Source organism: Caulobacter sp. HJHS_5, from assembly GCF_056683955.1.
This window is the reverse complement of record NZ_JBWZNC010000006.1, coordinates 348,123-360,237: the sequence shown is the minus strand read 5'-3', so window position 1 is coordinate 360,237 and position 12,115 is coordinate 348,123. Positions and strand designations below refer to the sequence as shown.

Annotated in this window: 14 protein-coding genes and 1 pseudogene; 8 read left to right on the top strand and 7 right to left on the bottom strand. The window is 69.9% G+C overall.

Annotation, left to right across the window (positions count from 1 at the left end; all coding sequences use genetic code 11):
- The first annotated feature begins 13 nt into the window (after positions 1 to 13).
- From ACFLIT_RS13980 to ACFLIT_RS13965, 4 genes and pseudogenes are all read left to right on the top strand, one after another.
- A complete protein-coding gene (locus tag ACFLIT_RS13980) occupies positions 14 to 592 on the top strand; it encodes a TetR/AcrR family transcriptional regulator (RefSeq protein WP_479911861.1) in 579 nt (192 codons plus the stop codon).
- Positions 593 to 607: 15 nt separating this feature from the next.
- The gene (locus ACFLIT_RS13975) at positions 608 to 1,885 is read left to right on the top strand and encodes an MFS transporter (protein ID WP_479911860.1); all 1,278 of its coding nucleotides are present in this window, start codon (positions 608 to 610) and stop codon (positions 1,883 to 1,885) included.
- A 70-nt stretch (positions 1,886 to 1,955) separates the two neighbouring features.
- Entirely contained in the window at positions 1,956 to 3,938 is a 1,983-nt protein-coding gene (locus ACFLIT_RS13970) for an OPT family oligopeptide transporter (RefSeq protein WP_479911859.1), read from the top strand.
- A 15-nt stretch (positions 3,939 to 3,953) separates the two neighbouring features.
- A pseudogene (locus ACFLIT_RS13965) lies at positions 3,954 to 4,044 on the top strand (hypothetical protein); the annotation flags it as partial.
- Between the two features lie 19 nt (positions 4,045 to 4,063).
- Here the strand turns inward: ACFLIT_RS13965 and ACFLIT_RS13960 are convergent.
- The 3 genes from ACFLIT_RS13960 to ACFLIT_RS13950 form a co-directional block, all read right to left on the bottom strand.
- Complete coding sequence (locus ACFLIT_RS13960; RefSeq protein ID WP_479911858.1) at positions 4,064 to 4,270, bottom strand: DUF3126 family protein; 207 nt, start codon at positions 4,268 to 4,270, stop codon at positions 4,064 to 4,066.
- A gap of 97 nt (positions 4,271 to 4,367) precedes the next feature.
- Positions 4,368 to 5,198: a serine O-acetyltransferase gene (cysE, locus tag ACFLIT_RS13955; protein ID WP_479911857.1), complete on the bottom strand. Its 831-nt coding sequence runs from the start codon at positions 5,196 to 5,198 to the stop codon at positions 4,368 to 4,370.
- A 63-nt stretch (positions 5,199 to 5,261) separates the two neighbouring features.
- A complete protein-coding gene (locus ACFLIT_RS13950; protein ID WP_479911856.1) occupies positions 5,262 to 5,891 on the bottom strand; it encodes an NUDIX domain-containing protein in 630 nt (209 codons plus the stop codon).
- Positions 5,892 to 5,968: 77 nt separating this feature from the next.
- Between ACFLIT_RS13950 and ACFLIT_RS13945 the strand changes: the two genes are divergently transcribed.
- The gene (locus ACFLIT_RS13945) at positions 5,969 to 6,583 is read left to right on the top strand and encodes a nitroreductase family protein (protein ID WP_479911855.1); all 615 of its coding nucleotides are present in this window, start codon (positions 5,969 to 5,971) and stop codon (positions 6,581 to 6,583) included.
- 1 nt (position 6,584) lies between these two features.
- On the opposite strand, the gene queF is transcribed toward ACFLIT_RS13945, so the two are convergent.
- Positions 6,585 to 7,040, bottom strand: a complete 456-nt coding sequence (gene queF, locus ACFLIT_RS13940) for a preQ(1) synthase (RefSeq protein WP_479911854.1) — start codon at positions 7,038 to 7,040, stop codon at positions 6,585 to 6,587.
- A gap of 266 nt (positions 7,041 to 7,306) precedes the next feature.
- On the opposite strand from queF, the gene ACFLIT_RS13935 reads away from it, so the two are divergent.
- Positions 7,307 to 7,993: a TorF family putative porin gene (locus ACFLIT_RS13935; RefSeq protein ID WP_479911853.1), complete on the top strand. Its 687-nt coding sequence runs from the start codon at positions 7,307 to 7,309 to the stop codon at positions 7,991 to 7,993.
- A 69-nt stretch (positions 7,994 to 8,062) separates the two neighbouring features.
- On the opposite strand, the gene panC is transcribed toward ACFLIT_RS13935, so the two are convergent.
- Both panC and panB read right to left on the bottom strand, forming a co-directional pair.
- The gene (panC, locus tag ACFLIT_RS13930; RefSeq protein WP_479911852.1) at positions 8,063 to 8,896 is read right to left on the bottom strand and encodes a pantoate--beta-alanine ligase; all 834 of its coding nucleotides are present in this window, start codon (positions 8,894 to 8,896) and stop codon (positions 8,063 to 8,065) included.
- Positions 8,897 to 8,904: 8 nt separating this feature from the next.
- Positions 8,905 to 9,744, bottom strand: a complete 840-nt coding sequence (gene panB, locus ACFLIT_RS13925) for a 3-methyl-2-oxobutanoate hydroxymethyltransferase (RefSeq protein ID WP_479911851.1) — start codon at positions 9,742 to 9,744, stop codon at positions 8,905 to 8,907.
- A gap of 82 nt (positions 9,745 to 9,826) precedes the next feature.
- On the opposite strand from panB, the gene panD reads away from it, so the two are divergent.
- Together panD and coaBC are read left to right on the top strand one after the other, a co-directional pair.
- On the top strand, positions 9,827 to 10,198 hold the full coding sequence (panD, locus tag ACFLIT_RS13920; RefSeq protein ID WP_479911850.1) for an aspartate 1-decarboxylase: 372 nt from the start codon (positions 9,827 to 9,829) through the stop codon (positions 10,196 to 10,198).
- Entirely contained in the window at positions 10,195 to 11,424 is a 1,230-nt protein-coding gene (gene coaBC / locus ACFLIT_RS13915; protein WP_479911849.1) for a bifunctional phosphopantothenoylcysteine decarboxylase/phosphopantothenate--cysteine ligase CoaBC, read from the top strand. Before panD ends, coaBC begins: the two co-directional genes overlap by 4 nt.
- Here coaBC and ACFLIT_RS13910 read toward each other — a convergent pair.
- The gene (locus tag ACFLIT_RS13910) at positions 11,421 to 12,113 is read right to left on the bottom strand and encodes a type I pantothenate kinase (RefSeq protein ID WP_479911848.1); all 693 of its coding nucleotides are present in this window, start codon (positions 12,111 to 12,113) and stop codon (positions 11,421 to 11,423) included. The genes coaBC and ACFLIT_RS13910 overlap by 4 nt on opposite strands.
- Positions 12,114 to 12,115: the final 2 nt, after the last annotated feature.

The window sequence follows — 12,115 nt, the reverse complement described above, 5'->3', positions numbered from 1 at the left end:
TAAATCGTAGGCCATGCGATACTCCGCCGAACACAAGGCCAAAACCCGCGAAAAGCTGCTTGAGGCGGCTCATCGCGCCCTGCATGCCGGCGGCGCCGAGGGCCTGGCCGTGGCGGGCGTGACCGCCGACGCCGGGCTGACCCACGGCGCCTTCTATGCCCACTTCGCGTCCAAGGAGGCCCTGGTCGCCGAGACGGTGAGCCGGGCCAGCGAGCGGATGCGCGAGCGGTTCGCGCAGCGCACCGCCGGCCTTTCGCCCGCCGACGCCTTCCGCGCCCAGATCGACCACTACCTGTCGCCGGCGCACCTGGAGACGATGGCCGGATGCCTGCTGCCGTCGCTGAGCAGCGACGCCGCGCGCGCGGGCGGGGCGGTGCGCGACAGCTATGAACAGAACGCCGAAACCCTCGTCGAGCTGATGCAGGGTCTGGTCGACGGCCTCGGGCTGGCCGATCCGCACCTCGCCCGCTCGATGACCGCCGAGATGGTCGGCGCCCTGTCGCTGGCCCGCGCCGCGCACGACGTGGTCCGCACCCAACACATTCTCGAAGCCTCGCACGACGCCCTGCTGCGCCGTGTGGGCCTCGCCTAGAGGAAGTCCGCCGCCGTGAAGTCCGTGCAGATCGCCCTCGCCCGCTCGCTCGGGGAAAAATACGCCTTCGTCGCCGTGGGCGCGGTGTTCGTCGCCCTGGTGTTCGCGGCGGGCACGCGCGCCGCGCCCGGCGTGATGATGATCCCGCTGGAGCAGGCGTTCGGCTGGGACCGGGCGACCGTCTCCATGGCCGCGGCCATCGGCGTGTTCCTTTATGGCCTGACCGGCCCGTTCGCCGGGGCCTTCATGCAGTCGCTGGGCGTGCGCAACACGGTGCTGGCGGCGCTCGCGCTGATGGCCGGCTCCATTGGCCTCTCCAGCGTCATGACCGAGCCCTGGCAGTATGTCGCGACCTGGGGCGTGCTGGGCGGCGTGGGCTCCGGCGCGGTGGCGATGGTGCTGGCCGCGACGGTGACCCAGCGCTGGTTCGTCACCCATCGCGGCCTGGTCATGGGCGCGATGAGCGCAGCGACGGCGACCGGCAGCCTGGTCTTCCTGCCGTTCATGGCGGCGGCCGCCGAAGCCGGCGGCTGGCGGCCGGTGGTGCTGATCGTCGCCGTCGCCCTGGCGGCCCTGATCCCGGTGATGTGGTTCCTGCTGCCGGAGAAGCCCGCCGACCTCGGCGTGCGCCCGTTCGGCGCCGAGGGCGACGCGCCCGCTGCGCCGCCGATCCCGACCCGCCAGGTGCTGCGGGCGACCTTCGGGGCCCTGGGCCGCGCGGCCCGCACCCGCAGCTTCTGGCTGCTGTTCGGCGGCTTCTTCGTCTGCGGCCTGACCACCAACGGCCTGATCGGGGCGCACATGATCGCGCTGTGCGCCGACCAGGGCCTGCCGGAGACGCGCGCCGCCGGCCTGCTGGCGATGATGGGCGTCTTCGACCTGATCGGCACCACGGCCTCGGGCTGGCTGACCGACCGCTACGACCCGCGCAAGCTGTTGTTCGTCTACTACGCCCTGCGCGGGCTCTCCCTGATCTACCTGCCCTACTCCGACTTCAGCCTCTACAGCCTGTCGATCTTCGCGGTGTTCTACGGCCTCGACTGGATCGCCACCGTGCCGCCGACCCTGGCCCTGACCCGCGAGGCGTTCGGCGAGCGCGACGCGCCCATCGTGTTCGGCTGGATCATGGTCGGCCACCAGATCGGCGCGGCGACGGCGGCCATGGGCGCGGGCCTGATCCGCGTGGCCCAGGGTCGCTACCTGGAAGCCTTCGTCATCGCCGGCATCGCCGGCCTGGCGGCGGCGGCCATGTCGATCGCCATCCGCAGAAAGACGCAAGTCGCCGTTGCGTGACGCTTGAGTGACCGCGCGTGGCGTCGCACAGTCGCCGCGCCCCAGCTCGCGGGGCTCCGGAGCCCCGCCCTTGGCCACTGATGCTTCCCGCCGCACCGAACTGACGGTTCGCGGCCTGATCCTGGGCGTCGCCCTCTGCGCCATCTTCACGGCGGCCAACGTCTACCTGGGCCTCAAGGTCGGCCTGACCTTCGCCTCGTCGATCCCGGCCGCGGTGATCTCGATGGCGGCGCTGCGGGCGTTCCGAAACGCCAATATCCATGAGAACAACATCGTCCAGACCGTGGCCTCGGCCGCCGGGGCGATGTCGGCGATCATCTTCGTGCTGCCTGGCCTGCTGATGATCGGCTGGTGGACCGGCTTTCCGTTCTGGACCTCGTTCTTCATCTGCGCGATCGGCGGGGTGCTGGGGGTGATGTACACCATCCCCCTGCGGCGGGCCTTGGTGACCAACTCCAACCTGCCCTATCCGGAAGGCGTCGCCGCCGCCGAGGTGCTGAAGGTCGGCTCCGACTCGCGGATCGCCGAAGGGCCGGCGGGGGCTGAAGGCAAGGCGGGCGTCGTGGTGCTGAGCGTCACCTCCGCCGCTTCCGCCCTCTACGCTCTGATCGTCACCTTCAAGGTGTTCGCCGCCGAGGCCGCCAAGTTCGTCAAGGTTGGCGCGGGCGCCACCGGGATCGCCGGCTCGATGTCGCTGGCCCTGCTCGGCGCCGGGCACCTGATGGGCATCGCCGTGGGCGTCGCCATGTTCGCGGGCCTGGTTCTGGCCTGGGGCGTCTTCGTGCCCCTCTTGGCGGCCCACGCCCCGGCGGCGGAGAGCGCCGCCGACCTGGCCTCCGCCGTCTGGAGCACCCAGGTGCGGTTCATCGGCGCCGGGGCCATCGCCGTCGCCTCGCTGTGGACGCTCGGCCGCCTCGCCGGCCCGGTGATCGGCGGCCTGACCTCGGCCATGGCCGCCTCGCGCGCCATCAAGGCCGGCAAGGGCGACGAACTGCCGATCACCGAGCGCGACATTCCGATCGGCGTCGTCGGCCTGATCTGCCTCGCCTGCCTGGCGCCCATCGCCGTGCTGCTGTGGACCTTCGTCAACGGCACCGCCCTGCAGTCGATGATGATCCCGCTGATCGTCGCCGCCGTGGCCTATATCGCCGTGGCCGGTTTCCTGGTGGCGGCGGTGTGCGGCTACATGGCCGGGCTGATCGGCTCGTCCAACAGCCCCGTTTCGGGCATGGCGATCCTGGCGGTGCTGGGCGCGGCCCTGGTGATGGTCGGCCTGGCCAAGACGGCGGCGGGACCGGAGGGCGCGCCGGCGCTGATCGCCTTCGTGCTGTTCGTCACCGCAGTGCTGCTGGCCGTGGCCGTGGCCGCCAACGACAACCTGCAGGACCTGAAGACCGGCCAGCTGGTCAATGCCACGCCCTGGAAGCAGCAGGTCGGCTTGGTGGTCGGCGTCATCGCCGGCTCGGTGGTGATCCCGCCGGTGCTGGAGCTGCTGAACAAGGCCTACGGCTTCGCCGGCGCCGCCAATGTACACACCATCACCAACGAGCCCCTGCCCGCCCCGCAGGCGACGCTGATCTCGACCCTTGCGCGGGGCGTGATCGACGGCGGCGTGCGGTGGGACCTGATCGGCATCGGCGCCCTGGTCGGCGTCGGCCTGGTGGTGGTGGACGAGGTGCTGCGGCGGACGAAGAAATTCAGCCTGCCGCCGCTGGGCGTCGGCATGGCGATTTATCTGCCGAGCGCGGTGATCGCGCCGGTGGTGGTCGGGGCGGTGATCGGCTGGCTCTACGACCGCTGGGCCGAGAAGAAGACCCACGGCGAGGCCGCCAAGCGCCTGGGCGTCTTGACCGCCTCGGGCTTCATCGTCGGCGAGAGCCTGTTCAACGTGGCCTACGCGGGGCTGATCGTGGCGACCAACAAGGATTCGCCGCTGGCCCTGGTGGGCGAAAGCTTCGAGGCCATCGCCCTGCCGCTGGGGCTGGCCAGCCTCATCGCCCTGGTGTTCGGCCTCTACGCCTGGACGGAGAAGAAGGCGGCGAACCTGGGGTAGTCGGGGGCGAGTGAAATCCTCGTCCTTCGACAAGCTCAGGATGAGGATTTCACGGACACGCGGGCGCCTGCATTCGCCTCATCCTGAGCTTGTCGAAGGACGAGGCGCGGCGCGGAAAAGCCTGGCTATTCCAAATCTTCTGCGAGGATCGCCATTTCGAACAGGAACGAGCCGTCGTCGTCTTCGTCCTGGTAGATCACGCCGATGAATTCGCCCTTCAGTTCGACCTCGGCCGAGTCCTTCTGCTTCGGACGGGCCTTGAGGGCGATGTGCGGATTGCCGAACGTGCGCTTCATGTGCGCTTCGATCCGCTTGATGTCGTTGTCGTCCACGGAAGATTCCCCAGCGCAATTGATGCGGCGAACCTAGCGGCGCCCGCCGACGGGGCCAACCGTCAAATACCGCACACCGTTCTATCGGACGATGCGATCAGATGACGTAGTCGTAGACCACTTCGGCCAGGGTGTGATCCATCGTCCGCGCCGGCTCCTCGCAGGTGGGGCAGTTGACGATGCGGGCGGGCACGCCCGCGGCGGTGCAGCCGGACGGCACCGGGCGCAGGACCACCGAGCCCGAGGCGATCTTGGCGAAATCGCCGATCTCGATATTGCCCAGCACCTTGGCGCCGGCGCCAAGCAGCACGCCCTTGCCGATCTTGGGGTGGCGATCGCCGCGCTGGGCGCCGGTGCCGCCGAGCGTCACGCCGTGCAGCATGGAGACGTCGTCGCCGACCACGGCGGTCTCACCGATGACGATGCCGGTGCCATGGTCGAAGAACAGCCCCTGCCCCAGCTTGGCGCGCGGGTTGATGTCGACCTGGAACAGTTCGGAGACGCGGCTTTGCAGGTAGAAGGCCAGGGTCTCGCGGTCGTGGTTGATCAGCCAGTGGCCGACGCGGTGGGCCTGGACGGCCAGGAAGCCCTTGAAGAACAGGAAGGGCTGCACATAGCCCTTGCAGGCGGGGTCGCGCTCGAAGGTGGCCTTGAGGTCGGCCTCGGCGGCGGCGATCAGGCTGGGGTCGGCCTCGTAGGCGTCCTCGACCACCTCGCGGATGGTCATGGCGCGCAGCTCCTGGTCGCCGAGCTTGCGGGCGATCTGATACGACAGGGCGCCGGCCAGGGTCTTGTGGGTGAGGATGACCGAGTTCAGCAGGCTGCCGAGCGCCGGCTCGTCGATGGCGGCGCGTTCGGCTTCGTTACGCAGGGCGGCCCAGACGGGCGGTGCGCCGGCCGGTTCGACCACCTCGAGATGTTTCGCCATCGTCCTCTCCTGCCCCCTGCGCGGAACGCACCAAGCGCGAAAACCGCTTGGCGGCCCATGCATTTAGCCGTCGCTCTCTAGCACAAGACGCGAAAGAGCGCCCGGCAGCTCGCCGGTGACGGCCATATGGTGCGCCCTCAATAGCATCGCCACCGTAAGCGCATCCTGAATATGGCCCGCGACGGCGGCGGCCAAGGCCTGGCGGAACGGCGCGCGGACGACGGCCAGATCCTCGGTCTCGTCCGGCTCTGTGGGCCCGGGCGTGAGGTCGGTGGCCAGGAAGCCGACGCCGCGTTCGTTGGTCACCGAGTTGGAGAGCTGGAGCGAGAGGATCTGGCGCCAGTTGGCCGCGATCAGGCCGGTCTCCTCTCGCAGTTCGCGCTTACCGGCCTCCAGCGGATCCTCGCCCAGCGGCGCGCCGCCCTCGGGGATTTCCCAGCTGTAGTCGCCGAACGGGAAACGATTCTGCCCCACCAGGGTGACCGTGCCGTCGTCGTGCAGCGGCAGGACGGCGATGGCGAGGTTCTTGAACGACACCTGGCCGTACAACGCCGGGCGGCCCGTGGGCGCGATGGCGTCGATCTCGTCGATCTGGAGCCAGGGGTTGTCGTAGACTCGCCGGGTTTCGCCGCGCTTCCAGGGACGACCGTGGGGTTTCAGCCAAGCGGGCGGATCGGTGGGCGTCTTGCTCATCGCAGCTTTCCGTTGCCGACGACGCCCGCGGCGCCTAGCTAGAGCGGGCTGCAATAGCCGCTTCCGGGGAGATCGTCTTGGCCGTTTCCGTTCCGCCGCCTCCCGAGTTCGGCGAACCTTTGCCCATCGCGCCGTCCCAGGCGGTGATCGACGCCCTCGCCCATCGGCGCAGCGCCTCGGCCCTGACGCTGCGCGCGCCGGGCCCCACGCGGGCCGAACTGAACGATCTGCTGCGCCTGGCCGCGCGGGCGCCGGACCACGGCAAGCTCAATCCCTGGCGGTTCGTGATCCTGGAGGGCGAGGCCAAGGCCGCGTTCGCCGCGCGGCTGGAGGCCATGGCCGCCGGGCGGCCGGACGCGACCAAGGCGATCGCCAGCCTCGGCAAGCTGAAGGCCCCGCCCTTGGCCGTGGCCGTGGTCAGCGCCCCTATCGAGGGGCAGATTCCCGAATGGGAGCAGATCATGTCGGCCGGAGCGGTCTGCACCCTGATGCTGACCGCCGCCGCCGCCATGGGCTACGGCGCCAACTGGATCACCGACTGGTACGCCTTCGACGACGCCGCCCTGGCTTTGCTCGGCGTGAAGATGGGCGAGCGGGTGGCCGGCTTCGTCTACCTCGGAACGGCGGCCGAGCCGCCGCAGGAGCGGGTTCGTCCCGACGTCGCCTCCCTGACCTCGATATGGAAGGCTTAGGTCAGCCGCGTCCGCGATAGGACGCGACGCCCTGGTCGGGGACCCAGAGCCCTTCGGGGATCGGGCCGCTCTGCCAGAAGACGTCGATCGGGATGCCGCCGCGCGGATACCAGTAGCCGCCGATGCGCAGCCAGCGCGGCTGGGCGACCTCGACCACCTTGCGGCCGATGGCCACCGTGCAGTCCTCGTGGAAGGCGCCGTGGTTCCGGAATGAGCCCAGGTAGAGCTTCATCGACTTCGACTCGATCAGCCAGTCGCCCGGCGCATAGTCGATGACCAGGTGGGCGAAGTCAGGCTGGCCGGTGACCGGGCACAGCGAGGTGAACTCCGGCGCGGTGAAGCGCGCGAGATAGAGAACATCGGCCTGCGGGTTGGGCACGCGCTCCAGCACGGCCGCCTCGGGCGAGGTCGGCCAAGGCACGTCGCGGCCCAGTTGGGTGACGGGAACTTCGCTCATGACGGCGGCTTACCGCCCCGCGCCGTGTCGGTCGAGTCGCATGGCGCCGCAGCCCCGATACCTAGGAGTGCTCAAGAATTGGGCGCCACGCCAGCGTACCGCCCAGCTTCCGACCATCGATGGCGTGCCTTCGCCGTCGCACGACTGTCGCATTGCAACAAAGTGTGTACGGCCGAGACTGATCCAGCTTCACCGACGCCCCTCACCAAGGCGGAGGTGCGCCGCGGGCCCTCACCAGGCCCGTGAATCAGAACCAGGGGAACTACATGAAACTCTTCAAGCTCGCGCTCGCGGCTTCCGCAGCCACGTTCGCGCTCGGCGGCGCGGCCGTTGCGCACGCTGAATCGACCGTCGCCTTCAATGTCGGCGTCGTCTCGGACTACGTCTTCCGCGGCGTCAGCCAGACGCAGGAAGACCCCGCCATTCAGGGCGGCGCCGACTTCAGTTCGGGCATCGCCTATGGCGGCGTCTGGGCCTCGAACGTCGATTTCGGCGACGACACCAAGGCGGAAATCGACTTCTACGGCGGGGTCAAGCCGGTGGTCGGCGCGGTCACCCTCGACTTCGGCCTGATCTACTACGGCTACATGGACGAGCCGCAGGACGCCGACTACGCCAACTGGGAAGTGAAGGCCGCCGCCTCGGTTCCGGCCGGCCCCGCCACCCTCGGCGCGGCCGTGTTCTATTCGAACGACAGCTTCGGCGCGGCCAAGGAAGCCGTCTACTACGAGCTGAACGGCGCGGTTCCGGCCGGCCCGATCACCATCAGCGGCGCCGTCGGTAATCAGAGCTATCGCCACGGCGAGGACTACACGACCTGGAACCTCGGCGCGTCCTACACCTTCGCCGAGCATTACACGGTGGACCTGCGCTACTTCGCCACCGACAACGAGACCTTCGTCGGCCCGCTGGGCGACGACCGCGTGACCCTGGGTCTGAAGGCCGCGTTCTAAGCCTTCCGACCTTCCAATCGGGGAAAGCCGTCGCGGTTCGCCGCGACGGCTTTTCTTTTGGTCTCGACCTTAGACTGATCCAAGAATGGCGTTATCGATCAAACGCGTGTGGCCAAACCTTACAGCAAGCGAGAGCAGCGCCCTCTCCGCCGGAGCGGTCAGGGGCGCCAAGTTGTCCAGATCCGCGACAGCTACGTAGTCGACCTCCCCCCTGGGTTCCTGAGCGAGGATGTCGAGGACGAGTTCGCGCAAGGCCGACGGATCGCGCTCACCGCCGGCGAAGGCCGCCTCCGCGGCGCGCAGGGCGCGGATCAGCACGACGGCGGCCGCCCGCTCTTCGGCGCTGAGGTAGCTGTTGCGGCTGCTCATCGCCAGACCGTCGGGCTCGCGGGCCGTGGGGGCGATGTCGAGCCGCACCGGCAGGTCGAGGTCGCGCACCAGCTTGCGGATGACGACGCACTGCTCGGCGTCCTTCTGGCCGAAGACGGCGAGCGTCGGCTGCATGATGGCGAACAGCTTGGCGACCACGGTGGCGACGCCGCGAAAGTGGCCCGGACGGGCGGCGTTTTCGGCCCCGTGGGCAAGGCCTGGGTCGATGAAGGTCGAGAAGCCGGGCGGGTACATCTCCTCGGGCGTCGGCGTGAAGACGAGGTCGGCGCCGGCGGCCTCCGCCAGTTCCAGGTCGCGCGGCAGGTTGCGCGGATAGCGGGCCAGATCCTCGTGCGGGGCGAACTGGGTCGGGTTGACGAAGATCGACACCGCCGCCGCGCCGCACGCCGCCTTGGCGCGCCGGATCAGGCCGAGGTGTCCCTCGTGCAGGAACCCCATGGTCGGCACGAAGCCGAGGCGATCGAAGGCGGGGCGCGCGGCCCGCACCTCGGCGATGGTGCTGACGACCTGCATGCGCGCGCCTATTCCGCCGCCGAGTCGAGGGCGAGCGCCTCCGCCAGGGCCTCCGGGGTCATTTTGGAGCTGTTGGCCTCGGTGGGGAATTCGCGGGCCTGCACGGCCTTCACATAATCGGCGACGGCGGCCTCGATGGCGGTGCCGACCTCGCCGAAGCGGCGCGCATGACGCGGGGCGGTGGGATAGAGGCCGAGAATGTCGTGCCAGACCTGCACCTCGCCGTCACAGCCGACGCCGGCGCCGATCCCGATCGTCGGGATGCTGAGGCGTTTGGTGACCTCGGCGGCCAGGGCGGCGGGCACGAGCTCCAGCACGATGGCGAAGGCGCCGGCGGCCTGCAGGGCCAGGGCGTCCTCGATCAGGCGGCGCGCGGCCTCGCCGCCCCGGGCCTGCACCTTGAGACCGATCTGGTGGGTGCTTTGCGGAGTGTAGCCGAGGTGGCCCATCACCGGCACGCCGAGGGCGGTGAGCCGCTCGACGACGTGAACGATCTCGCCCGCCCCTTCCAGCTTCACGGCCCCCGCGCCGGTCTCGCGCATCACCCGGCCAGCGGCGGCGACGGCCGAGGGGATGTCCGCATAGGTGAGGAACGGCAGGTCGACGACGACCAGGGCCTTTTCGCTGGCGCGACCCACCGCCGCGGCGTGGGCGATCATCAGGTCGAGCGTGACAGGCAGGGTGGTCTCGAAACCGTGGACGACCATGCCCAGACTATCGCCCACCAGCAGGGCCGGAACGCCCGCGCGCTCGGCCAGGGCGGCGGACGGCGCGTCGTAGGCGGTGAGCATGGCGATGCGCTCGCCCCGGGTTTTCATGGCCAACAGATCGGCGATGGTGGTGCGCATGATGAGCCTCCGCAGGGTTGCGCCTTACCGCGGCGCAACATGGTCGCTATATAGGCGCCGTTATGCGTCGGAGGAATTAGCCATGCGTTGGCTGATGCGGTCCAAGATCCACAACGCCACGGTCACCGAGGCGAACCTCGCCTATGTCGGCAGCATCACGATCGACGAAGATCTGATTGACGCCGTCGGCCTGTGGGCGGGCGAAAAGGTGCTGGTGGTCTCGAACACCTCGGGCGCGCGCCTGGAAACCTATGTGATCGCCGGCCGTCGCGGCTCGGGCGCCATCTGCGTCAACGGCGCGGCCGCCCACCTGATCGGCGAAGGCGAAGAGATCATCGTCATGGGCTTCGAGCTGACGGACAAGCCGCTGACGCCGCAGGTCGTGCTGGTCGACCGGCAGAATCGCATCCTGCGGTCGCTGATCGAGACGCCGTCGACCACGGTGGAAGCTTGAGCGCGGCGGGCCGATCGGTCCTGCTGATCGTCGGCGGTGGCATCGCCGCCTACAAGGCGCTGGAGCTGGTGCGCCTGTTGAAGAAGGCAGGGATCGGCGTCACGTCGGTGCTGACCAAGGCGGGCGCCGAATTCGTGACCCCGATGTCGCTGGGCGTGCTGACCGGCGAGACGGTGCGGCAGGACCTGTTCTCGCAGACCGACGAGGCTGAGATCGATCACATCTCGCTGTCGCGCGCCGCCGACCTGGTGGTGGTGGCGCCGGCGACGGCCGACCTGATGGCCAAGGCCGCGCACGGCCACGCCAACGACCTGGCCTCCACCGTGCTGCTCGCCACCGACAAGCGGGTGCTGATGGCGCCGGCCATGAACGTGCGGATGTGGGAGCACGCCGCCGTGCGCCGCAACCACGCCCAGTTGGCCGCCGATGGCGTGGCGTTCGTCGGACCGGACGAGGGCGAGATGGCCTGCGGCGAGTACGGCCCCGGTCGCATGGCCGAGCCGGCGGCCATCTTCGAGGCGATCCAAGGCCTCCTCGGCGACGCGATCCCGACGTCGGCGATCCTCCCTCCCCCCGCCGCTCGCCCGATGGCCGGCAAGCGCGTGCTGGTCACCGCCGGGCCGACGCACGAACCGATCGATCCGGTGCGCTACATCGCCAACCGCTCCAGCGGCCGGCAGGGCTACGCCGTGGCCGAGGCGCTGGCCGCGCTGGGCGCCGAGGTGACCCTGGTGTCCGGCCCGGTCGACCTGCCCGCCCCAGCCGGAATCACTTTGCAGAAGGTCGAGACGGCCGCCCAGATGCGGCAGGCCTGCGAAGTCGCCCTGCCCGTCGACGCCGCGGTGATGGTGGCGGCCGTGGCCGACTGGCGGCCGCGCGAGACGGCGAACACGAAACTGAAAAAGGCCGCGGGCTTCGGCGCCACGCTTGAGCTGGTCGAAAACCCCGACATCCTGAAGGCCGTTTCCTCCAAGGGGCCGAACCGGCCGCGTCTGGTGATCGGCTTCGCGGCCGAGACCGACACCCTGCTGGCCAACGCCCGCGCCAAGCTGGCGAGCAAGGGCTGCGACTGGATCGTGGCCAATGACGTCTCGCAGCCGGGCGTGATGGGCGGGACGGAAAACACCGTGACCCTGGTCACCGCCAAGGGCTCCGAGGCCTGGCCTCACGCCTCCAAGGCCGAGGTCGCTCGGAAGCTGGCCGAGCGGATCGCCGCCGCCCTCTAATCCGCCACGGCGAGGCTGTGATCGGCGGCCTTGCGCAGCACCACATCGGCGCGAGCCCGACCGAATGCGATGTGCTGCGTCAGGTTCGGGCCGTTGACGGCGGCCCACACCGCTCTCGCCCAGGCTTCCACGTCGCCGCCGTTCGTCGGCCGCCACGGCGCGAGGGCTTCTGCGCGAACGGGCGAGAACGGCGTGGCCATGAAGCGGCGCAGATACCAGGCCACGACATCGGCGGGCGCGGCGTCGAGATAGACCCGCAGGTCGTAGTGGGGCGCGAGATCGGCCCCGAGGGTGTTGACCCCCTCGAAGATCACCACCGCGGCGCCGGCCGTGGCTTGGGCGGGTTCGGCGGCGACATCGTAGGTCGCATGGTCGTAGCGCGGCGCGGCGGGTTGCCGGCCGGCGCGCACGGCGTCGAGAAACGCCATCATCGCCGCGCGGTCGTAGCTTTCCGGGAAGCCCTTGGTCAGGCCCCGCGCCTGGATCTGCGAGGTCGGCCACAGGAATCCGTCCGCGCCGATCACCGCCGTTGGGGCGCCCGCCGCGCGCAGACGCTCCGCCAACTGCCCGGCCAGGGTGGACTTGCCGACCGCCACCGCCCCGTCGAGGCCGACCAGCACCGGACGGCCGAGCCGCGCCCGCAGCGTCAGGATGCGCGCGGTCAGCCGGTCGAGCGGATCGGCGCGCATCG

Bases quoted from the DNA above. Each gene is read 5' to 3' on its own strand.
- ACFLIT_RS13980 (WP_479911861.1), top strand. From the start codon at position 14: ATGCGATACTCCGCCGAACACAAGGCCAAAACCCGCGAAAAGCTGCTT.
- cysE (WP_479911857.1), bottom strand. From the start codon at position 5,198: ATGGCGAAACATCTCGAGGTGGTCGAACCGGCCGGCGCACCGCCCGTC.
- ACFLIT_RS13950 (WP_479911856.1), bottom strand. From the start codon at position 5,891: ATGAGCAAGACGCCCACCGATCCGCCCGCTTGGCTGAAACCCCACGGT.
- queF (WP_479911854.1), bottom strand. From the start codon at position 7,040: ATGAGCGAAGTTCCCGTCACCCAACTGGGCCGCGACGTGCCTTGGCCG.
- ACFLIT_RS13935 (WP_479911853.1), top strand. From the start codon at position 7,307: ATGAAACTCTTCAAGCTCGCGCTCGCGGCTTCCGCAGCCACGTTCGCG.
- panC (WP_479911852.1), bottom strand. From the start codon at position 8,896: ATGCAGGTCGTCAGCACCATCGCCGAGGTGCGGGCCGCGCGCCCCGCC.
- panB (WP_479911851.1), bottom strand. From the start codon at position 9,744: ATGCGCACCACCATCGCCGATCTGTTGGCCATGAAAACCCGGGGCGAG.
- panD (WP_479911850.1), top strand. From the start codon at position 9,827: ATGCGTTGGCTGATGCGGTCCAAGATCCACAACGCCACGGTCACCGAG.
- ACFLIT_RS13910 (WP_479911848.1), bottom strand. From the start codon at position 12,113: ATGCGCGCCGATCCGCTCGACCGGCTGACCGCGCGCATCCTGACGCTG.